At 66.2% G+C, this 20,054-nt stretch carries 19 protein-coding genes and 1 other RNA gene; 1 reads left to right on the plus strand and 19 read right to left on the minus strand.

Features of this window, described 5'->3' with window-relative positions:
• The first annotated feature begins 68 nt into the window (after positions 1-68).
• Positions 69-668, plus strand: coding sequence for a hypothetical protein (locus ACOQOU_RS04725; protein WP_306025699.1), 600 nt, complete (start codon positions 69-71; stop codon positions 666-668).
• 18 nt (positions 669-686) lie between these two features.
• Here the strand turns inward: ACOQOU_RS04725 and dddP are convergent, their stop codons facing one another.
• The 19 genes from dddP to ACOQOU_RS04820 all read right to left on the minus strand — a co-directional run bounded on the left by dddP (position 687) and on the right by ACOQOU_RS04820 (position 20,005).
• Positions 687-2,099, minus strand: coding sequence for a dimethylsulfonioproprionate lyase DddP (gene dddP, locus ACOQOU_RS04730; protein ID WP_306025698.1), 1,413 nt, complete (start codon positions 2,097-2,099; stop codon positions 687-689).
• Positions 2,100-2,211: 112 nt separating this feature from the next.
• Entirely contained in the window at positions 2,212-3,186 is a 975-nt protein-coding gene (gene murB, locus ACOQOU_RS04735) for a UDP-N-acetylmuramate dehydrogenase (RefSeq protein ID WP_306025697.1), read from the minus strand.
• On the minus strand, positions 3,183-4,595 hold the full coding sequence (murC, locus tag ACOQOU_RS04740; RefSeq protein WP_306025696.1) for a UDP-N-acetylmuramate--L-alanine ligase: 1,413 nt from the start codon (positions 4,593-4,595) through the stop codon (positions 3,183-3,185). Before murC ends, murB begins: the two co-directional genes overlap by 4 nt.
• A gap of 21 nt (positions 4,596-4,616) precedes the next feature.
• On the minus strand, positions 4,617-5,732 hold the full coding sequence (gene murG, locus ACOQOU_RS04745) for an undecaprenyldiphospho-muramoylpentapeptide beta-N-acetylglucosaminyltransferase (RefSeq protein WP_109766495.1): 1,116 nt from the start codon (positions 5,730-5,732) through the stop codon (positions 4,617-4,619).
• Between the two features lie 6 nt (positions 5,733-5,738).
• Complete coding sequence (ftsW, locus tag ACOQOU_RS04750; RefSeq protein WP_109766422.1) at positions 5,739-6,893, minus strand: putative lipid II flippase FtsW; 1,155 nt, start codon at positions 6,891-6,893, stop codon at positions 5,739-5,741.
• Positions 6,893-8,245 carry a UDP-N-acetylmuramoyl-L-alanine--D-glutamate ligase gene (gene murD, locus ACOQOU_RS04755; RefSeq protein WP_306025695.1) on the minus strand — a complete coding sequence of 451 codons (1,353 nt, stop codon included), beginning with the start codon at positions 8,243-8,245 and terminating at the stop codon, positions 6,893-6,895. Before murD ends, ftsW begins: the two co-directional genes overlap by 1 nt.
• Positions 8,246-8,249: 4 nt before the next feature.
• On the minus strand, positions 8,250-9,332 hold the full coding sequence (gene mraY, locus ACOQOU_RS04760; RefSeq protein ID WP_109766424.1) for a phospho-N-acetylmuramoyl-pentapeptide-transferase: 1,083 nt from the start codon (positions 9,330-9,332) through the stop codon (positions 8,250-8,252).
• Between the two features lie 27 nt (positions 9,333-9,359).
• Complete coding sequence (locus ACOQOU_RS04765) at positions 9,360-10,793, minus strand: UDP-N-acetylmuramoylalanyl-D-glutamyl-2,6-diaminopimelate--D-alanyl-D-alanine ligase (protein WP_306025694.1); 1,434 nt, start codon at positions 10,791-10,793, stop codon at positions 9,360-9,362.
• Positions 10,790-12,241, minus strand: a complete 1,452-nt coding sequence (locus tag ACOQOU_RS04770; protein ID WP_306025693.1) for a UDP-N-acetylmuramoyl-L-alanyl-D-glutamate--2,6-diaminopimelate ligase — start codon at positions 12,239-12,241, stop codon at positions 10,790-10,792. The genes ACOQOU_RS04765 and ACOQOU_RS04770 overlap by 4 nt, the downstream gene beginning before the upstream one ends.
• Positions 12,242-12,277: 36 nt before the next feature.
• The gene (locus ACOQOU_RS04775) at positions 12,278-13,993 is read right to left on the minus strand and encodes a peptidoglycan D,D-transpeptidase FtsI family protein (RefSeq protein WP_306025692.1); all 1,716 of its coding nucleotides are present in this window, start codon (positions 13,991-13,993) and stop codon (positions 12,278-12,280) included.
• Between the two features lie 2 nt (positions 13,994-13,995).
• Positions 13,996-14,370 carry a cell division protein FtsL gene (gene ftsL, locus ACOQOU_RS04780; RefSeq protein WP_109766428.1) on the minus strand — a complete coding sequence of 125 codons (375 nt, stop codon included), beginning with the start codon at positions 14,368-14,370 and terminating at the stop codon, positions 13,996-13,998.
• Positions 14,367-15,377, minus strand: coding sequence for a 16S rRNA (cytosine(1402)-N(4))-methyltransferase RsmH (gene rsmH / locus ACOQOU_RS04785; RefSeq protein WP_420578877.1), 1,011 nt, complete (start codon positions 15,375-15,377; stop codon positions 14,367-14,369). Before rsmH ends, ftsL begins: the two co-directional genes overlap by 4 nt.
• Positions 15,368-15,823, minus strand: a complete 456-nt coding sequence (gene mraZ, locus ACOQOU_RS04790) for a division/cell wall cluster transcriptional repressor MraZ (protein ID WP_306025690.1) — start codon at positions 15,821-15,823, stop codon at positions 15,368-15,370. The genes rsmH and mraZ overlap by 10 nt, the downstream gene beginning before the upstream one ends.
• 394 nt (positions 15,824-16,217) lie before the next feature.
• Positions 16,218-16,612: RNase P RNA component class A (gene rnpB, locus ACOQOU_RS04795), an RNA gene on the minus strand.
• A 51-nt stretch (positions 16,613-16,663) separates the two neighbouring features.
• On the minus strand, positions 16,664-17,812 hold the full coding sequence (locus ACOQOU_RS04800) for a Gfo/Idh/MocA family protein (protein WP_306025689.1): 1,149 nt from the start codon (positions 17,810-17,812) through the stop codon (positions 16,664-16,666).
• A 54-nt stretch (positions 17,813-17,866) separates the two neighbouring features.
• A complete protein-coding gene (gene yacG / locus ACOQOU_RS04805; protein ID WP_109766431.1) occupies positions 17,867-18,070 on the minus strand; it encodes a DNA gyrase inhibitor YacG in 204 nt (67 codons plus the stop codon).
• A gap of 3 nt (positions 18,071-18,073) precedes the next feature.
• Complete coding sequence (locus tag ACOQOU_RS04810) at positions 18,074-18,721, minus strand: Maf-like protein (protein ID WP_109766432.1); 648 nt, start codon at positions 18,719-18,721, stop codon at positions 18,074-18,076.
• Between the two features lie 11 nt (positions 18,722-18,732).
• On the minus strand, positions 18,733-18,951 hold the full coding sequence (infA, locus tag ACOQOU_RS04815) for a translation initiation factor IF-1 (RefSeq protein WP_109766433.1): 219 nt from the start codon (positions 18,949-18,951) through the stop codon (positions 18,733-18,735).
• Positions 18,952-19,117: 166 nt separating this feature from the next.
• Positions 19,118-20,005, minus strand: a complete 888-nt coding sequence (locus ACOQOU_RS04820) for a LysR family transcriptional regulator (RefSeq protein ID WP_306025688.1) — start codon at positions 20,003-20,005, stop codon at positions 19,118-19,120.
• Between the last annotated feature and the right edge of the window lie 49 nt (positions 20,006-20,054).

Below are 20,054 nucleotides of genomic sequence, written 5' to 3' on the forward strand. Positions count from 1 at the left end.
CGAACTAGCTTTCGCGTCATCATGCGCTCGACATTCCCAGAATGAACGGTTGCAGCCGGGAGGGCGTTATGGAGTTGAGACTTTCCACGTGGCTTCAGGCAACCGCAGCGTTGTTAATCTCATCGACCTCGTCCGGCTGGGCGCAAAGCCCCTCCAACGAACTGACGCTCAACCAAGTCAGACTTCACGCTCTGGTCCAAAGCTACACCGACCATGCAGACTGGGTCGTCGAAATAGCAAGTGCAGACGACGGAGCGATCGTCACGATAGACTCGATCGAGCTCCGTGGCGGAAAAGTCACGGTTGACACCCGAGTGCTCGCATATGGGTCGGCTGGGAACAGCTCAGACAGGTCTGTCAATTTGACCGACTTTTTCCATGACAACCTAGCTGGCACATTTATCAGGGGCGGCAACACCAGGCGAGCGACAAAGATATTTCAGGCTTTTCTCCGCAGTCGGGCTTTCAAATTCCGAATCCTTTGCCATAATTTGCGAGGTGAATCAAGTATTGATTATAGAATTCTAAAGAATAATCAAGAGATATATAACAGAACAGGTGTCAACCGGCGCGTCTGCTCGAATACCACTGGCGATAGCGGTGGCACTGAGTTCGAAATCATCAGGATTGATGGAGCTGAGTTCTTGAAACTGAATGGCGAATTTTGAGCGAAACTACACTCAGCGTCAAGACACGAACGACTCGCTGGAGTTCCGACGGGACTGATGCCAGTAACTAGAACGATTTCTCCACCCCTGCCCCAGCAACTTCTCCTCAAACGGATAGTTCGACAAATTCTCAAACCCCGTCCCGGTGATCAGCACCTGGTCTTCGAGCTTCACACCGCAGCTGCCGCCGACCTTGCCGGCATAGACGTCGACGCACAGCGCCATGCCCGGCTCGAGCGGATAGTCGAACGCGCCTTCGACGAAGTCTTCCGGGTAGTAGATCGAGGGGAACTCGTCGCACAGGCCCACCCCGTGCATGAAGACGCCATATCGCTGCGCCCGGTACGCTTCGGGCAGATGCACGCATTGCGCGGTCAGCTCCGAAAAGGTCACGCCGGGCTTCAAAAGGTCCATATTGGCGAACATGTGGTCGTGGGCGACGCGATAGGCCTCACGCTGCTCGGCGGTCGGCGCGCCGTCGCCGACGAACCAGGTCCGGCTCATGTCGCAACACATGCCATAGGGGCCGATCAGGTCGGTGTCGAAGGCCAGAAGATCGCCCTCAAGCAGCCGGCGCGGCCCCGCCTCCTGAAACCAGGGATTGGTGCGCGGGCCTGAACTCAAAATCCGCGTTTCGATCCACTCGCCGCCGCGCTTGATGTTCTCGGCGTGCAGGATCGCCCAGAGTTCGGTCTCGGCGATGCCGGGCTCGCACGCCTCTTCCATCTTGGCCATCGCGATCTCGCAGGTGGCGATCGCACAGCGCATGGCGTTAATCTCGTCGTCGGACTTGATCAGCCGCGCATGCTCCATCACCTGCTGGCCCGAGCCGATCGCGAGCCCCCGCGCGGTCAGGGCGCGCGCGCCGTGCAGTTCCATCTTGTCGATGGCCAGCCGCCGCGAGCCATTGCCGTGAGCCCGCATCAGATCGTCGATCTGGGCGGCGAACTCGGCGGCGATCGCGTCCTCCTGGTCGCCGGCGACGAAATAGAACATGCCCGCGCCGACGCGCACCTCGTTGACCAGCGGCAGATGCGCCGACAGGTGCTCGCAGCGCTTGTAGTCCCAAACCACCATGTGGCCGTCGGCGCCGACAAAGCAGGCCCGCGCCCAATTGTGCAGGATCCACACATGCATGTTGGACGAGTCCGACGCATAGCGGATGTTCAGCGGATCGAACATCAGGCAGCCGCCATAGCCGCGCCTGTTGATCTCGGCGACGGTGCGGTCGAGCCGCACCTTGCGCATCCGCTCGACGTTCGGCGGCGTGATTCCCAGCGCCTCCCATTCGGCAAAGGCGACATCGGTCGGCCCGATTTCGAGCCGGTCGGGGTCGAGCGGCGTGCCGTCCGGCTTGAACAATTGCGTCGCCCGCCGCCGCGACGGGTCGATCTTGCGGTTCGACGAGGAAAAGGGCTGTTCGACGTTCATGGGCCACCCGGAAGCACATGCGGGCAGAAGCATCCGCATCGGCCCATCAGGCTGCCGAATTGCGATTTTGTCGATTTCAGAAAGCGGCGTTCAAGGTCGCTTTTCGGGCAGGCTACAAAAGCCGCCCCAGGAACGGCTGCACGGGTTCTTCGCCATCGGCATATTCGCCGATCCGCTTGATCTCCCAGTCGAGCCGGATGCCGGAATGGTCGAGGACGCGCGTGCGCACCGTCTCGCCCAGCATCTCGAGGTCATGGCTGGATGCGCTGCCGGTGTTGATCATGAAGTTGCAGTGCATCGGCGACATCTGCGCGCCGCCGATGGTCAACCCGCGGCAGCCGGCCTTGTCCACTTCCTTCCAGGCCGAACTGCCCGGCGGGTTCTTGAAGGTCGAGCCGCCGGTCTTTTCCCGGATCGGCTGGACGGTCTCGCGGTGCTCCTGCACCTCGTCCATCATCTTTGTGATGACCGCCTTGTCCTCGGCATAGCCCTGGAAGATCGCCTCGGTGAAGATCAAGTCCGCCGGCGCGGAGGAATGGCGATAGGCATAGCCCATGTCTTCATTTGTCAGCACATGTTGGCGGCCCTGACGGTCCACCGCGTGCACCTCGACGACCCGCTCCTGCGTTTCAACGCCATTGGCGCCCGCATTCATGCGCAGCGCGCCGCCAACCGAGCCGGGAATGCCGTGATAATGGTGAAACCCGCCAATGCCCGCATCGCGCGCGGCGGCGGCCAGCCTTTTGTCAGGCACCGCCGCACCGGCACGGATGCGGTGGCCGTCCAGCACGTCGATCTGGCCGAACCCCTTGGCCGAGAGGCGAATGACCACCCCCCTGACCCCGCCGTCGCGCACCAGAAGGTTCGAGCCGACGCCGACCACAAGCACCGGGACATCGGCGGGCACCGCGGCCAGAAAGGCGGCCAGATCGTCCGCATCGGCTGGCTGGAACAGGAGTTCGGCCGGCCCGCCGGTGCGGAACCAGGTGATCTCGCTCATCGGCGCGTTGGCCTTCAGCCGGCCGCGCAGATCGGGCATCAGCGGTTCGAGCCGCGCCAGCAGCGCCGCACCGTCGACCGTGCTCATGCGGCCGCCTCGCCGGCCAGTTCGCCGGGCAGCGCATGGGCCCATTGCGTGATGTTGCCGGCGCCCAGATAAAGCACATAGTCGCCGGCCTTGGCCTCGGCGCGGACGATCGGCGCCACATCCTGGGGGCCGGCGATGGTGCGGGCGTCGCGATGCCCGCCGGCCTTCATGCGGCTGACAAGCTCGTCGGAATCGACGCCTTCAATGGGCGTCTCGCCGGCCGGATAGACCGGTGCGACCAGCGCCGTGTCGGCCTGGTTGAAACAGGCGGCGAACTCGTCGAACAGGTCGCGAAGGCGCGTGTAGCGATGCGGCTGCATGACGGCGATGACGCGGCCCGTGCCGGCTGCCTGCCGCGCCGCCTCCAGCACCGCCTCGATTTCGACGGGGTGGTGGCCGTAGTCGTCGAAGATCCGCACGCCGTTCCAGTCGCCCGTATGGGTGAAGCGGCGCCTGACGCCGCCGAACGCCAAAAGCCCCTCCTTGATCGCCGCCGGCGTCAGGCCGAGCTCATGGGCGACCGCGATGGCTGCCGTGGCGTTGGAGACATTGTGCGCGCCCGGCATGGGCAGGCGCAGCCCGTCGAGCGCGATCGTCCTGCCGCTCTTGCGGTCGCGGATCTCGACGTCGAACAGCGAGGTCGCGCCATCCATGCCGCGCGGCGTAAAGCGCACATCGGCCTGCGGATTGCGGCCATAGGTGACGAGCCGCCGGTCGGTGACACGGGAGACCAGCGCCTGGACCTCGGGATGGTCGATGCAGCAGACGCCGAAACCATAGAACGGGACGTTCTCGACGAACTGCCGGAAGGCCGCGCGCGCCGCATCGAATGTGCCGTAGAAATCCAGATGTTCCGGATCGATGTTGGTGATCACGGCGACATCGGCCGGCAGCTTCAGGAACGTGCCGTCGCTTTCGTCCGCCTCGACGACCATCCAGTCACCCTCGCCCATGCGGGCGTTGGTGCCATAGGCGTTGATGATGCCGCCATTGATGACGGTCGGATCGAGCCCGCCCGCGTCGAGAAGCGTCGCGACCATGGAGGTGGTCGTCGTCTTGCCGTGCGTTCCGCCGATGGCGATCGCGTTGCGGAACCGCATGATCTCGGCCAGCATCTCGGCGCGGCGCACGATCGGCAGCAGCGTTTCGCGGGCGGCGATGAGTTCGGGATTGTCGGGCTTGATGGCGGTGGACACGACCACGACTTCGGCATCGCCCAGATTGGCCGCGTCATGGCCGACAAAGACCTTTATCCCCTTGTCGCGCAGGCGCTGCTGGTTGGCACCATCGGCCTGGTCGGAGCCCTGGACCGAATAGCCCAGATTGTGCAGCACCTCTGCGATGCCGCTCATGCCGATACCGCCAATGCCGACAAAGTGCACCGTTCCGATGTTTTGCGGCATTTTCATCAGCGTTGTTCCTGTCGTGTTTCACCCGTGCCGGGCTCGAAAGTCGGCCGGCGACTGACCTTCCGCAATAGCCTCGGTCAGATCGGCAAGCAAGGCGGCCGCATCGGCGTGCCCCGCCGCTTTCGCCCTGGCCGCCATCTCCGAAAGTCCCGGCGGATCGCCCAGAAGCTCTGCGAAAAGGTCTGCGATGACCTGCGGCGTCAGCTCCGACTGGCGCCGGACCAGCGCGCCGCCGGCATCGGCCAGCGCCTCGGCATTGGCCGCCTGATCGTGATCGAGCGCGTAAGGATAGGGCACGAAGATCGCCGGCCGGCCGATGGCGGCGATCTCGGAGACGGTCGAGGCGCCCGAACGCGCCATCACCAGATGCGCGGCGCCGATCCGCGCCGGCAGATCGGCAAAGAACGGCGACACATCGGCCTTCACGCCGAGCGCCTCATAGGCGGACATGGCGTCGCGCTCATCCTCGGGCCGTGCCTGCTGGGTGATCTCGATGCGAGCGCGCAGCTCTTCGGGCAAAAGGGCAAGCGCGGCGGGAATCGCCTCGGAGAAAAAGCGCGCGCCCTGGCTGCCGCCGAAGACGACGAGCCGGACCGGACCATCCGCGTCCGGTGCATCATAGGGCATTGCGGCCGCCTCGATCACCGGCGGGCGGACCGGATTGCCGGTCACGACGATCTTGTCGGCCATCGGGCCATCGGCCTTCAAAAACCCGCCGGCGATGGCCGTCACCCGGCCGGCCAGCATCCTGTTGGCCCGGCCCATCACCGCGTTCTGCTCGTGGATCATCGTCGGGAATGTCCCGGCAGCCACGAATACGGGCGGCACCGTGGGATAACCGCCAAAGCCGACCACCGCGCCGGGCTTGAGTTCGGCCAGCAGGCGGCGCGACTGCCGCATGCCGGCAAAAAGCGAGAGCCCCGCGCCGATCAGCCTGAGCGGGTTCTTGCCCGAAGGCGTGTCGGAACGGATGACGTGCATCGGGCCCGGGAAACGGCCGGCATATTTCTCGGCGCGGGCGTCGGTCGCAAGATGGACGGACCAGCCGCGCGCGATCAACTCGTGCGCCAGCGCTTCGGCGGGAAACAGATGCCCACCCGTGCCGCCCGCCGACAGAAGGACCGTGCCGCCGACCACCGCCATCTATTCGGCGGCCTGCATCGCGGTATCGCCGGAAAAGCGCACGTGGCCGAACCGGGTCGCCGGCCGGCGCCGTGTCAGCGCGAGCACGAAGCCCGCGGTGATCGCCACCGCCAGCATGGACGACCCGCCATAGGACACGAACGGCAGCGTCATGCCCTTGGCCGGCAGCAGTTGCAGGTTGACCATGATGTTGATCATTGATTGCAGGCCGATCAGCGTGACGAGACCGGCAACGGCAAGCCGCCGGAAATGGTCGTCCTCGCGGAAGGAGCGTGTCAGGCCGCGCAGGACAATCAGCGCGAACACGGCCACCAGAACCATGCACAAGAGGATGCCGAATTCCTCGGCCAGAACTGCGAAGACGAAATCGGTGTGGCTGTCGGGCAGGACCCGCTTGATCGTGCCCTCGCCCGGCCCCTGGCCGAACCAGCCGCCGCGCACGATCGCCTCGCGCCCGGTGTCCACCTGGAACGTGTCGCCGGCGCCGGACAGGAACCCGTCGATCCGGCTGGCCACGTGGGGCAGCGTCAGATAGGCGCCGGCGAGGCCCAGTATGCCGATGCTGCCAAGGACGACGATCCACAGCCAGCTCATGCCGGCCATGAAGAACATCGCTCCCCAGGTGGCGGCGACCAGAACGGTCTGGCCCAGATCGGGCTGCGCGACCAGCAGCGCCGCGATCGCCGCGAACAGAACGCCGGCAAGCAGGTTTCCGGGTATGTCGGGGCGCCGCAAATGCTCCGAGAACAGCCAGGCACAGATGATCACGAAGGCCGGCTTCATAAATTCCGACGGCTGAATGGAGACGCCGGCCAGACGGACCCAGCGGCGCGATCCCTTCACCTCGACGCCAAAGAACAGCGTCGCCACCATGAGCGCCATCGATCCCAGGAGCACGACCAAGGCCACACGGCGCACCTGCCGGTCTTCGAGAAAGGAAATTCCGATCATCACCGCGATCGCCGGTATGATGAACATGGCGTGCCGCTCGACGAAGTGGAACGTGTCCAGACCGATGCGCTGGGCGACATCGGGGCTGGCCGCGAACGACAGGACGATGCCGAAGGCGATCAGCGCGAAAAACGAGAACAGGAACCAGCGGTCCACCGTGCGCCACCATTCGGTGACAGGCCGTCTGTCGCTGCGTCGGTGCATCACTGTCCTCCCTGCGCGGCGCGCGCCGGCGCGGCATCGGTTTCAAGCGCTTCGACCGCCACGGTGAACGCAGCGCCGCGCTTCTCGAAATTGGCGAACTGGTCGAAACTGGCGGCCGCAGGCGCCAGCAGTACGACCGGTTCGGGTGCCTTGCTTTGCGCCGCATCGGCAGCGGCATGACGCACGGCGACATCGATGGTCGCGGCGATCTCGAACGGCACATGGCTGCCGAGCGTGGCGGCGAAAGCGGGCGCCGCCTCGCCGATCAGATAAGCCTTTGCGATCCGGCCAAACAGCGGCGCAAGCGGCGCGATGCCGCCTTCCTTGGCCAGGCCGCCGGCAATCCAGTGGATCGCATCGAAGCTGGCGAGCGACCGCGCCGCCGCGTCGGCATTGGTGGCCTTTGAATCGTTGACGAACAGCACCTTGCCCTTTTGCGCGACGATCTGCATCCGGTGCGCGAGCCCGCCGAAAGAGGCCATCCCGGCCATGATCTCTTCATCATCGAGACCGAGCATTCGGCAGGCGTGCAACGCGGCCAGCGCGTTTTGCAGATTGTGGTCGCCGCGCAGCGCCGGCGCGCCGGACAGATCGACCGCATCGCGATCCGTCGCGACACTGATCCGCGTCACGTCCCGGCCGTCCTTTTCCAGAAGGTTGGCGATCGACGCGCACCAGACATCGTCCGTGCCGATGATCGCCGTGTCGGCGCGCTTGACGAGCTGCTTCTTGACCAGCGCGTAGTTCTCCATCGACCCGTGCCGGTCCAGATGGTCGGGCGACAGGTTCAAAAGGATGCCGATGCCGGGATCGAGACCCGGCGCCAGATCGATCTGGTAGGACGACACCTCTACGATATGGATACGGGTCGCGGCGGGCGGTTCGAGTTCGAGCACCGGCACGCCGATATTGCCGCCCATCTGCACATCGCGGCCCGCTTCGCGCAATATGTGCGCGATCAGCGCCGTGGTCGTCGATTTGCCGTTGGTGCCGGTGATCGCAACGAACGGGGCGCCGGGCGCGATCCGGTCGCGCTGCCGGCAGAACAGTTCGATGTCGCCGATCACCGGAACCGCATGGGCCCTGGCCTTGTGCACGGTCCAGTGCGGCTCGGGATGGGTCAGCGGCACGCCCGGCGCCAGCACCAGCGCGTCGAACGCCGCCCAGTCGGCCGTTGCGAGGTCGCCTGTTTCAATGCCCGCATCCGCCGCCTTGGCGACCGTGTCGGGATTGTCGTCCCATGCGGTGACCCGCGCCCCGCCCGCCACCAGCGCACGCGCGGTCGCCATGCCCGAGCCGCCGAGCCCGAACAGCGCGCAGTGCATGCCCTCAAATGCGGTCACCGGGATCATCGGCCTACCTGAGCTTCAGCGTCGACAGGCCGACCAGCGCCAGGATGACGGCGATGATCCAGAAGCGGATCACCACCTGGCTTTCGGTCCAGCCGAGCTTTTCGAAATGGTGGTGAATGGGCGCCATCAGGAAGACGCGGCGCCCCGTCATCTTGAAATAGGCGACCTGGATGATCACCGACATGGCTTCCAGGACGAACAGCCCGCCAATGATGATCATGACGATCTCGTGCTTGGTGGCGACGGCGACCGCGCCGATCAGCCCGCCCAGCGCCAGCGAGCCGGTGTCGCCCATGAAGATCGCCGCCGGCGGCGCGTTAAACCACAAAAAGCCAAGACCGGCGCCGATCACCGCGCCCAGAACCACCGCAAGTTCGCCGGTGCCGGGCACGAAATGGATCTGCAGATAGTCGGCGAAGATCGCATTGCCCGACAGGTAGGCGATGACGCCGAACGATGAGGCCGCGATCATGATCGGAACGATCGCCAGCCCGTCCAGCCCGTCGGTCAGGTTCACCGCATTGCCCGCCGATACCATCACGAAGGCGGCGAACGGGATGAAGAAGATGCCCAGATTGATCAGGAAATCCTTGAAGAAGGGAAAGGCCAGCGACGAGGAAAACGGCGTCGCGCCCGCCCGCATGATCACATAGGCCGCAAGCCCCGCGATCACGAACTCGATCGCCAGCCGGGCGCGGCCGGAAAAGCCCTTGTCGGTCTGCTTGGTGACCTTCAGATAATCGTCGTAAAAGCCGATCGCGCCAAAACCGAGCGTCACCGCGACCACCACCCATACGTAAGGGTTGGTCAGATTGCCCCACAGGAGCGTCGCGCCGATGATGCCGAACAGCATCATCAGCCCGCCCATCGTCGGTGTTCCGGCCTTCTTGAAATGGGTCTGCGGCCCGTCGGCGCGGATCGGCTGTCCCTTGCCCTGGCGCAGGCGCAGCGCATCGATGATGCGCGGTCCGGCCAGGAAGACGATGAAGGCCGAGGTCAGAAGCGCCCCGCCCGTCCGGAACGTGATGTAGCGGAACAGATTGAAGAACTGGACCTGATCGGAAAATTGCGTCAGCCAGTGAAGCATATGGTCGGTTCCCTCAGGTCGGGCCGCTCAGGCGCGCGGCTTGGCGTTCTCGAACATCGACACCAGCCGCGAAAAGCCGATCCCGTTGGATGATTTGATCATGACGACATCGCCGGCCGATACGTCGCTCCGCAGCGCTGCGGCAAGCGCGTCGACATCGTCGAAATGGTCGGTGACCGGCCCGTCCTGGCCGATTGCGGCGGCCAGCGCGCGCATTTCCTCGCCCGCCAGATAGAGCCGGTCGATCCCGGCCTTGCCGACCGGTTCGGCAAGCCCTTCATGCAGACGCGCCGAATGGCTGCCCAGCTCCAGCATGTCGCCCAGAACGGCGATCCGCCGCCCGCCCGACTTGGGTTCCAGCGCGGCCAGAAGTTCGAGCGCGGCGGCAACCGACGCCGGATTGGCGTTGTAGCTCTCGTCGATCAGCGTGAACGGCCCGTCGCCCGCCTCGAACGCATACTGCCGGCCGCGGCCGTCCGGCGCCTGCAAGTCCGCCAGCGCATGGGCAACCGTGGTCATGTCCGCGCCCATCAGATGGCAGGCGGCCAGGACGCCCATCATGTTCTGCACCACGTGGCGTCCCGGAAGGCCGACCTTGAAGGCGACTTCCTCGCCGAAGACCCTGGCCGTTACGGTCGAACAGTCGGCGTGATATTTGGCGTTGACCAGCCGCGCATCGGCCTTCTTGTCGGCGCCATAGCCGATGATCTTGTTGACGCCGGCCTGCCCGGCAAGGTCGGCAAGCAGCTTGAACCGCTTGTCGTCGCGGTTGATCAGCGCCGTGCCGCCGCGCACCACGCCGGCAAAGATTTCCGCCTTGGCGTGCGCGATGCCGTCCAGATTCTTGAAATTGCCCAGATGGGCGGCGGCGATCAGCGTGATCATGCCGATATGCGGCCGCACCAGCTTGACCAGCGGCGTGATCTCGCCGGCATGGTTCATGCCGATCTCGAAGACGCCATAATCGGTGTCGGCTGGCATCCGGGCCAGTGTCAGCGGCACGCCCCAATGATTGTTGTAGGAGGCGACAGAGGCATGCACCTTGCCGCAGCGGCCGAGCACATGGCGCAGCGCATCCTTGGTGGTCGTCTTTCCGGCCGATCCCGTCACTGCGATGATCTGCGCCTTGGTGCGCGCGCGCGCCGCCCGGCCAAGCTGGCGCAAGCCTTCCAGAACGTCCGGCACGACCAGCAGCGGCACCGTCAGCCCGCCGAGCGCGGCCAGCTTGCCCTCCTGCACGACAAGGCACGATGCGCCGGCCGCCACCGCCTTGGATGCAAAGGCATGGCCGTCATGCACATCGCCCTTGATGGCGAAGAACGCGTCGCCCGGCTGGAGCGTGCGCGTGTCGATGGAGATGCCGGTGACGGCATCGGCAACACCGCCGACCGGCCGGCCGTCCATCGCGTCCAGCATGTCCTGGCCGGTCCACAGCGGGGTTGGTTCTATCTCCGCGCTCATGCGGCCACCTCGGACAGGGCCGCCCGCGCCTCTTCATGGTCGGAGAAGTGCCGTGTGACGCCGCCCGTGGTCTGGCCGGTCTCGTGGCCCTTGCCGGCGATCACCAGCGTGTCGCCGGTCGAAAGCGCCGCCACCGCCGTGCGGATCGCCGCGCGCCGGTCGCCGATCTCGGTGGCGCCGGGCACGGCTTCCATGATCGCCGCGCGGATCGCCGCCGGATCTTCAGAGCGCGGATTGTCGTCGGTGACATAGACGAGATCGGCCAGCCGGGAGGCGATCTCACCCATGATCGGCCGTTTGCCGGGATCGCGGTCGCCGCCGCAGCCGAAAACGACGGCGACCTTGCCGGTCGTAAAGGGCCGCACGGCCTCGAGCACCTGTTCGAGCGCTTCGGGCTTGTGCGCATAATCGACATAGACCACCGCGCCGTTCCTTGCGGTGCCGATCAGGTCGAGCCGGCCCGGCGCGCCCTCGATGTGCTCGAGTGCGCCGAAAGCGGTCTTCGGCGCGACGCCGGCGGCGATCGCCAGCCCCGCCGAGACCAGCGCGTTGGCGACCTGGAAATCGCCGGCGAGCGGCAGCACGATGCGGTGGGTTTCGCCGTCATGGGTCAGTTCGACCACCTGCTTGTGCTGTTCGTGTTCGACACGCTTGAGCGTGATGAACGCACCCTTGCGGCCGACCGTGAGAACGTCGCAGCCGGCGGCCTGCGCGGCGTCGATGGCACGCGCCGACCAGGCATCGTCGGCGAAGATGACCGCCGGCTTGCCGGCGCCGAGAAGCGTGTCGAACAGGCGCATCTTGGAGGCGAAATAGCTCTCCATGTCCGGATGGTAGTCGAGATGGTCGCGGCCCAGATTGGTGAAACCGGCTGCCGCGAGTTCGACGCCGTCGAGGCGCCGCTGGTCGAGCCCGTGGCTGGACGCCTCCATCGCGCCATGCGTGATGCCGGCCGCCGACAGGTCGGCGAGAATGCGGTGCAGTTTGACCGGATCGGGCGTCGTCAGCGCGCCCTCGATGGACATGCCCGCCGCGATCACGCCCGTCGTGCCGATCGCGGCGGCCTTCAGGCCCGCTTGTGCGAAGATCTGCCGCGTGAAGGCGGCGACCGAGGTCTTGCCGGCGGTGCCCGTCACCGCGACCATGGTTTCGGGCTGCGGGCGGTGAAGCTTCGCCGCGATCAGCGCCAGCGCGCGGCGCGGGTCTAAGGTTCGGATTACCGGCATATCGACCGAAACGGCCGCATCGGGGCCGCACAGGACGGCGACCGCGCCCTTGGCGGCGGCATCGGCGGCAAAGGCGGCGCCATCGGTCGTCGACCCGGGCAGCGCCACGAACAGGTCGCCTGCCGCCACGAGCCGCGAATCCGCCGTCACGCCGGAAAACCCGCCTTCGGGCAGGGCATCCGGTGCAAGGCCGGCGACGGCGGTCAAATCGGAGAATCTCATATGCCGTTCCGTCAGAATCGGGCTCCTTGTTAGCGCCTAATACGACACAAGCAAGGCGTCACGGTCCGCCTCGTAACGCGGCGTCAGCCCCAGAAGCGGCACCGCGCGGCGGATCACCCGGCCGACCGTGGGCGCCGCGTTGAGGCCGGCCGTCGCGCTTTGCTGGCCCTCCTCGGGCTTGGGCTCGTCGATGATCACCAGGACCACATATTTTGGGTCGTCCATCGGAACGGCGCCGAGAAACGCGTTGAACCGGTGATCGCTCGAATAGCGGCCATTGATCACCTTTTCGGCGGTGCCGGTCTTGCCGCCGACGAAGAAGCCGTCCACCTCGGCGCGCCGGCCAGACCCGTTTTCGACATTGAGCCGGAACAGATAGCGCATCATCGCGCTGGTCTCGGGCTTGATCACCTGGGCGGCGACGGCGTTGGCCTGCGCCTGGGACCTTGGCAGGAAGCTCGGCGGGATCAGCTTGCCGCCATTGACGAGCGCGGCGGCGGCGACGGCGGTCTGCAGCGGCGTCGTCGACACGCCATGGCCGAAAGAGATGGTGATCGAGTTGAGCTGCTTCCATTCGGACGGCTCGGTCGGCCGCGCCACCTCGGGCAATTGCGTGTCCATCCGGTCCAGAAGGCCGAGCCGGGCAAGGAACTCCCGGTGCCCCTCAATGCCCACCACCTCGGCCATCTTCGCCGTGGCGATGTTGGACGAGTAGATGAAGGTTTCCGGCACCGACAGGATGCGCCGCTTGGCGTGGAAATCATCGATCGTGAAGCGGCCGTATCGGATCGGATTGCGCGCGTCGAACCGGCTTTGAAGATTGACCCGGCCGCTGTCGAGCGCCATCGCGGTGGTGAACGCCTTGAAGGTCGAGCCCATCTCGAACGTGCCCGCCGACATGCGGTTGAGCCGGTCCTTGTCGTGCGCGTTGAACGGATTGTTGGGATCGTAATCGGGCAGCGAGACCATGGCGACGACTTCGCCCGTCTTTGCATTGAGGATCACCCCGCCCGCCGCGATCGCCTGGTAGCGCTGCATCGCCTGCACCAGTTCGTCGCGCAGGACATGCTGGACGCCCGTGTCGATGGAAAGCCGCACCGGTTCCAGGGCGTCGGACTGGTCGAGACCCAGATCCTGCAGCGTGCCCAGCCCCTGATCGTCGACATATTTCTCGATGCCCGCCGTGCCGGCATTGTCGACATTGACCAGACCGACAATGTGCGAGGCGGTTGCCCCGCCGGGGTAAAAGCGCCGCGTCTCGTTGCGGAAGCCGATGCCCGGAATGCCGAGCGCCATCACGTCGGCCTGCTGTTTGGGCGTGATCTCGCGCCGCAGCCAGACGAAGCCCGCGCCCGAGGACAGTTTGCGGTGCCAGTCCTGATAGTCGACATCCGGCAGGACGCTGGCAAGCGCCTCGACGGCCTCGTCGGGATCGATGACGCGGCGCGGTTCGCCGTAAAGCGCGGGCACGCGAATATCGGTCGCCATCAGCTTGCCGCGCCTGTCGATCAGGTCGGGCCGCGCGGCGAGGATACGGTCGTTGACGCCATAGTTTCGGGCGTGGTCCAGATCGGTCAGCCCATACTGGACGAGCCGGCCGCCGATCAGCGCATAGACGGCGACGAAACAGACAATCGCGATGCCGAGCCGGCCGCGCCCCATGCGCAAAAGCGCATCGCTGCGCCGCAGAGGCGGCCGTGCCGGGCCACCGCCGAAACCGCCGAACCGCAAACGGGGAAGCGTCAGCGCCATTCTCACCGCTCCCCGCCGATCGAGCCGGTCGTCAGCGCGTCATCCGGTTCACCGGCAATGATGTCGCCGACCGCGTCGCCGGGATCGAATTGCGGCGGACCGGGCAGTTCGCTGGCCGTGATGAACTGGCTGGCATCCGGCGTTTCGAGGCCGAGCTCTTCGGAGTAGCGCTCGGCCAGCGCCTGCAGGCGCTGCGGGTGGCTCAGATGCGCCCAGTCGGCGCGCAACAGGTCGATCGTCTCATGTTCCAGCGCGATCAGCCGTTCGAGCTTGCGGATTTCGGCCAGCCGCTGCTCGGATTCGTGCTTGACGGAATAGGTCCAGGTGGCGGTCGCGATCACCAGCGCGATGAGCGCGATGTTGACAAGACGCATCATGCGGTCGGCTTTCCCTGTTCGCCATCGCCCGGCCAGGGCAGGTCGGGCAGGCCGAAGATCGCCATGTCGGCGTCGCGGGCCGGCGCTTCGGTGCGGGTGGCCGCGCGCAACTTGGCCGAGCGCGCGCGGGGATTGACCTCGACCTCCGCGGGCCCCGCCGCCACCATCGCCTTGCCCCTGACCTCGAATGTCAGAGCACGCGGCTCCGCCGCCGGCAGATGGCGCGAGCCCGATGCCTGGCTGGTCCGGTCGGCGATGAAGCGCTTGACGATCCGGTCTTCCAGCGAATGGAAGGTGACCACGACGAGCCTCCCGCCCGGTTTCAGGCAGGTCTCGGCGGCAAACAGCGCCCGGGCCAGCTCCCGCAGTTCGTCATTGACGAAGATGCGCAGGCCCTGGAACGTCCGCGTCGCCGGATGGATGGTGTCTTTCGCCTTGCGCGGCTGCGCCTTTTCGATGAGCGCGGCGAGCTGGCCGGTCGTCTCGAAGGGCGCTTCCTCTCGTGCGCGGACGATGGCGTGGGCGATCCTCGGCGCGTTGCGCTCCTCGCCCAGAATGCCGATGATCCGGATCAGATCCTTGACGCCGAAATTGTTGACGATGTCGGCAGCGCTCGGCCCGGACTGCGCCATGCGCATGTCGAGCGGACCGTCCTGGCGGAACGAAAAGCCGCGCCCGGCCTGATCGAGTTGCATGGACGAGACGCCGATATCGAGCACCAGCCCGTCGAGCGAGGCCGGCTCGACATGATCGGCAATGGTGGAAAACGGCGCTTCGACCAGCCGCAGCCGGCCGTCGCTGGCGTCAACGAGCGCATGTCCGGCGGCAATGGCATCGGGATCGCGGTCGAACGCGACAACGTCGGCCCCGGCATCGACAATGGCCCGCGTGTAGCCGCCCGCGCCGAACGTGCCGTCGGCCATGGTCTCGCCGTGCGCCGGATTGAGCGCGGCCAGAACCTCGGCCAGCATGACGGGAATGTGCGGCGCGTCGGCGCTCACGGCGATTGCGTCCCGGCCTGCGCCTCGCGTTGAGCCAGAAGCCGCGCCCGCACCGTTTTTCGATGCTCGGCAAAGCGCTCGGGCGACCACATCTGAAAGAACTGGCCGCGCCCGACGAAATGGACCTCGTCCGAAATGCCGGTGTGCTCGCGGATGAAATCGGTGACCGTGATCCGGCCGGTGCCGTCCAGTTTCAGGAACGCGCCATCCCCGTGACAGTAAAAGGACATGTCGTCGGAGGCGCGCATGAACGGATCGTCGTCCGCCAGCCGCTGCTCGAACCGTTCCAGAAGGTCCATGCCGCCCGCATCGATCGCCGCCATGTCGATCGATTGCAGTGCGTACAGATCCGTCAGCCCCCTGGCCTGCAGCACGGAGCGGAAATGCGCCGGAACGGACACCCGCCCCTTCGCATCGATCCGGTTCACCGCATTCGACAGAAACCGCTCCACGCACGACACCCGCTGTTTCCGTCCGGCCAAGAGCCCTGCCACGAGCCATTGCCAAACCTGTCCCCTTCACCGCGGATCCCGATCCGCCGGCGGCCCCGCCGGCCGCTGCAACGGCATCGTTCCGTTGCGCCTTTTGCTGTGATGCACCTGCGCGTTCGCGCACGCCCGGGGTCTCCGGACATGGGCTGCATGCCGCATCACAAAACGCTGAAAGAACGAATACGCCGTTGCTGTTTGGGGTAACATGGGCTGGCATGGGCGTCAACGGGATCAAGCAACCCGGAAGCGGGTTCGAGCCGCGCGAACGGACGCTTCGGCGCAACCGCACCGTTTATCCACGGTTAACCTTAAGGAATGGTTGAAGTGCGGACGGCGGCCCGCGCCAGAGCCGAATATTGCCAGTCGGCCTGTAAGCCGGGTTCTGTGAGCCGCAAAGCGGCCCGGCAGCCATTCATCTGGGACGGCCATCGCTGACCGCCTCATGCAACCCACCCGGACGACTGGTGCGGAGCCACCGGGCCAAGGCCCGCGCCGTCCCTATTCGGTCTTGCTCCCGGTGGGGTTTACCCTGCCATGACCGTTACCGGCCACGCGGTGGGCTCTTACCCCACCCTTTCACCCTTACCTCAGCAACTTGCGCAGCAAATGCGAAGGCGGTTTGCTTTCTGTGGCACTTTCCCTGGGGTCGCCCCCGCCGGACGTTATCCGGCACCGTTGCTCCCTGGAGCCCGGACTTTCCTCGACGCCCGCCTTTCGGCATTGGAACGCCGCGGCTGCCCGGCCGACTGGCAATGATCGTATGTAGTTGAACCAACGCCCGACCGCAACGCGCCCGAACGGTCAGAGCGCGCTCTGCATCGCATAGCGCCCGCCATGGTCGGCAAGGCGGTTGAGCGCGAGCGCGGCCTCGGTGACATGCAGCGCCTCGGCGGCAAGCCGCGTGCGCCCTTCCCCGCCGGCCGCGATGCAATCGGCGATCGCGGCGATCCCCGCACAAAAGTCGATCTGCGACGGATAGGCCGGAAGATGGGATCGGTTGGCTGGCGCGCGATAGGCCAGCCTGCGGCCGGCCGCCAGCCGGAGCGGCAGCGGCCGCCCCAATTGCCGTTCGAGCCGCCGGACGATGCGATGGCCGAACGCGGCCTTCTTTCCGGCCGCCTCGAGATGGATCGCCGCGCGATTGTCCCACAGATCGGCGACGGTCAGCGTACCGGTTTCGCCCATCACGGTCAGCGCCCGGTCGCGCGGCGCGGCAAGGCCCGAGGTCAGCCGTGCCATCACGCCATTGTCGAACTCCAGCAGCGCGCAGGAGAAATCCGGCGCCATCTCATTGGCCGGAATGCCGGCGCCCTTGTCGAAGAAGAACGTGCCGGACTGGCCCGTGATGCGCCGCACCGGGCCGAACAGGCCGATCAGCCAGGTCAGCGCGTAGCCCGCATGTTCGAGCGTGCAGCCGATGCGGAACTCGTGCGCGCCCGGCCATGGCGCGCCGGAGACCGAACGCCAGTCGCGCCAGTTGAGGCGGAACACCGGCCCGTCCTCCATCTCGGCATAGACGAGCTTGGGCGCACCGATTGCACCAGCGTTCAGTGTCGATTGCATCAGCGCGAACGCGTCCGACCGTGCATTGGCCGGCGCGCCGGCCAGAACGAGCCCGGCCTTTCCGGCCATCCCGGCCAGTGTCCGCGCATCGTCGAAGGACATCGCCAACGGCTTTTCGCAGTAAAGATGCTTGCCGGCGCCGAGCACGGCCATGCCGATCTCGAAATGGCTTTCGGGATTGGTCAGGACCGCGACCGTTTCGACCGTTTCGTCCGCCAGAAGCGCGGCCTGCGACCCAAACGCCGGCACATTCCAGTGGGCGCAGAACTGCGCCAGCCGCGCATCGTCGCGGTCCCACACGCCGGCCAGGTCGAGGCCGGGATGGTTGGCGAGCGTCGTCATGTAATAGTCGGCGACGAACCCCGTGCCGATGATCGCAAAGCGCATGAACCGGTCCCCAGATCAGGACCGAAGGCTAGCGCCGATCAGCGAAAAAACCGTTTACGGCTGCGGATCGGCCGAGCCGGACGGCACGTCCTCGTCCTCATCGTCGCGCGCCGGGATCACATAGGCCCCCGACAGCCAGCGGTTGAGGTCGACATTCTTGCAGCGCGTCGAGCAGAACGGATAGGTCTCGCGCGACGAGGGTTGCCCGCATTCGGGGCATTTGCGCTTCGGGCGCAGCGGTTCGACGGTGGCGGACATGGCTCAAACGCCCCCCGACAGCCAGTTGAAATGCACCCGGTAGCCCTCGCCTGTCAGAAGCGCGACGGTCTCGGCCAGCGGCAGTCCGACGACATTGGTGTAGGAGCCGACCAGCTTGACGACGAACGTGCCGGCAAAGCCCTGAATGGCATAGCCGCCCGCCTTGCCCTTCCATTCGCCCGACGCCAGATAGCTCTCCAGTTCCTCGCGGGTCAGCCGCTTGAAGCGGACCCGCGTCTCGACGACGCGCTGGCGCATCTGGCCCCTGGGCGTGACCAGCGCCAGCCCGGTATAGACGCGGTGCGCCCGGCCCGACAGCATGCGCAGGCATTGCGAGGCTTCGTCCAGAAGTTCGGCCTTCGGCATGATGTTGCTGCCGACGGCGACCACCGTGTCGGCGGCCAGCACATAGGGCGCAGCACCGCGCTCGTCTTCGGGCAGCGCCTTGCGCTCTTCGTCGATCAGCGCGCGCGCCTTGTGCGCCTTCTCGCCGGAAAGCCGGCGCGCCAGCGAGCGCGGATGCTCCGATTTGAAGGGCGTTTCGTCGATGTTGGCGGGCAAAAGCCGCTCGGGCTCGATGCCGGCCTGTGCCAGAAGTTCCACGCGCCGCGGCGAGCCCGAGGCCAGAACCAGTGTCTGCGGCGCATCCATGGCGGGTCTGGTTACTTGAAGCGGTAGGTGATGCGGCCCTTGGTCAGGTCATAGGGCGTCATTTCGACCAGCACCTTGTCGCCGGTCAGCACGCGAATGCGGTTCTTGCGCATCTTGCCGGCGGTGTGGGCGATGATTTCGTGCTCGTTTTCCAACTGTACGCGGAAGGTGGCGTTGGGCAAAAGCTCCGTAACGACACCGGGAAACTCCAAAAGTTCTTCTTTCGCCATGCGATCCTGTTCGATCCCTGTTCATGTGGCTGGAGGGGAATGCCCGGCGGCGGCCGGACCCCGCCGCCCGGATGGGCGGGTCTTTAGCGCAAAGATGGTGATTTGAACAGCGGCTTTGAAGGGGCGGCGCAATCGGGCTTTCCGGGGCTGGCGCGTTGCCCGGCCATCAGTACGGCACGCCCGCATCGGACCGCGCCAGAAGCCGCGGCAAGGCCGGGTGGGGATATTTGCGCGGCGCGGTGACCGCATAGAACGGCTCGACGATGTCGAGCGCGAACGGCGCGGTCTTCACGCGGCCCGTCCGGATCTCGTCGGCCAGCACGACCGAGGGCGCCACCGCAAGGCCCGCATCCTCGCGCGCCAGCAGGCGGACCATCGCCATGTCGTCGACAAGGGCGGCGATGCGCGGCGTCACGCCGTGCCGTGCGAACAGCCCTTCGAGCTGCTGGCGGATGTCGCCGCCCGTCGGCACGATGAGCGGTTCGTTGGCCAGAAGGTCGGTCAGCGTGGCATGCCGGTCGACACGGGCCGGCGCGCCGTGCACGCGCACAGGCTGCTCGTCGAGCCGCTGCACGGCGAACCCGGCATCGTCGTCGCCGACCGGCGCCTGGGTGGTCAGAACGACGTCGAGCGACAATGTCTTCAACCCATCCAGCAGCACCGGCAGGCTGCCCGACCGCAGGACGATATCGACGCCGCCCTGCGCCATGGCCGGCCGCAGGAAGGCGATCTGGAAGTTGCGCGACAGGGTCGACAGCGCCCCGACGCGCAGCGGCGGCTCGGCCGAACCCGACCGGTCGAGCGTTGCCAAGAGCTCCTCGCCGACGCCGAAAATGCGATCGGCATGGTCGAGCGTGATGCGCCCCACTTCGGTCAGGACCAGCGTCCGGCCGACGCGCTCGAACAGGGCATGGCCAAGACGGGCTTCCAGTGTCCTGATCTGGCTGGACAGCGCCGACTGGGCCACGTTCAGCCGTTCGGCCGCGCGGCTGAGATTGCCCTCATGGGCGACCTCCCGGAAATAGCGCAGATGGTGATAGTTGAGCCGGTCCATGTTCTTAAAAATAGAACGAAATGTGAAAAAAGATATGTTTTTCTGAGGA

The sequence above is a fragment of the Oceaniradius stylonematis genome, from assembly GCF_965223445.1.
Taxonomy (GTDB): domain Bacteria; phylum Pseudomonadota; class Alphaproteobacteria; order Rhizobiales; family Rhizobiaceae; genus Roseitalea; species Roseitalea stylonematis.

What these genes read in the sequence shown, in the direction of transcription:
- ACOQOU_RS04725 (WP_306025699.1), top strand. Translation starts at nt 69, where the DNA reads ATGGAGTTGAGACTTTCCACGTGGCTTCAGGCAACCGCAGCGTTGTTA.
- dddP (WP_306025698.1), bottom strand. Translation starts at nt 2,099, where the DNA reads ATGAACGTCGAACAGCCCTTTTCCTCGTCGAACCGCAAGATCGACCCG.
- murB (WP_306025697.1), bottom strand. Translation starts at nt 3,186, where the DNA reads ATGAGCACGGTCGACGGTGCGGCGCTGCTGGCGCGGCTCGAACCGCTG.
- murC (WP_306025696.1), bottom strand. Translation starts at nt 4,595, where the DNA reads ATGAAAATGCCGCAAAACATCGGAACGGTGCACTTTGTCGGCATTGGC.
- ftsW (WP_109766422.1), bottom strand. Translation starts at nt 6,893, where the DNA reads ATGCACCGACGCAGCGACAGACGGCCTGTCACCGAATGGTGGCGCACG.
- murD (WP_306025695.1), bottom strand. Translation starts at nt 8,245, where the DNA reads ATGATCCCGGTGACCGCATTTGAGGGCATGCACTGCGCGCTGTTCGGG.
- mraY (WP_109766424.1), bottom strand. Translation starts at nt 9,332, where the DNA reads ATGCTTCACTGGCTGACGCAATTTTCCGATCAGGTCCAGTTCTTCAAT.
- ACOQOU_RS04765 (WP_306025694.1), bottom strand. Translation starts at nt 10,793, where the DNA reads ATGAGCGCGGAGATAGAACCAACCCCGCTGTGGACCGGCCAGGACATG.
- ACOQOU_RS04770 (WP_306025693.1), bottom strand. Translation starts at nt 12,241, where the DNA reads ATGAGATTCTCCGATTTGACCGCCGTCGCCGGCCTTGCACCGGATGCC.
- ACOQOU_RS04775 (WP_306025692.1), bottom strand. Translation starts at nt 13,993, where the DNA reads ATGGCGCTGACGCTTCCCCGTTTGCGGTTCGGCGGTTTCGGCGGTGGC.
- ftsL (WP_109766428.1), bottom strand. Translation starts at nt 14,370, where the DNA reads ATGATGCGTCTTGTCAACATCGCGCTCATCGCGCTGGTGATCGCGACC.
- ACOQOU_RS04800 (WP_306025689.1), bottom strand. Translation starts at nt 17,812, where the DNA reads ATGCGCTTTGCGATCATCGGCACGGGGTTCGTCGCCGACTATTACATG.
- yacG (WP_109766431.1), bottom strand. Translation starts at nt 18,070, where the DNA reads ATGTCCGCCACCGTCGAACCGCTGCGCCCGAAGCGCAAATGCCCCGAA.
- ACOQOU_RS04810 (WP_109766432.1), bottom strand. Translation starts at nt 18,721, where the DNA reads ATGGATGCGCCGCAGACACTGGTTCTGGCCTCGGGCTCGCCGCGGCGC.
- infA (WP_109766433.1), bottom strand. Translation starts at nt 18,951, where the DNA reads ATGGCGAAAGAAGAACTTTTGGAGTTTCCCGGTGTCGTTACGGAGCTT.
- ACOQOU_RS04820 (WP_306025688.1), bottom strand. Translation starts at nt 20,005, where the DNA reads ATGGACCGGCTCAACTATCACCATCTGCGCTATTTCCGGGAGGTCGCC.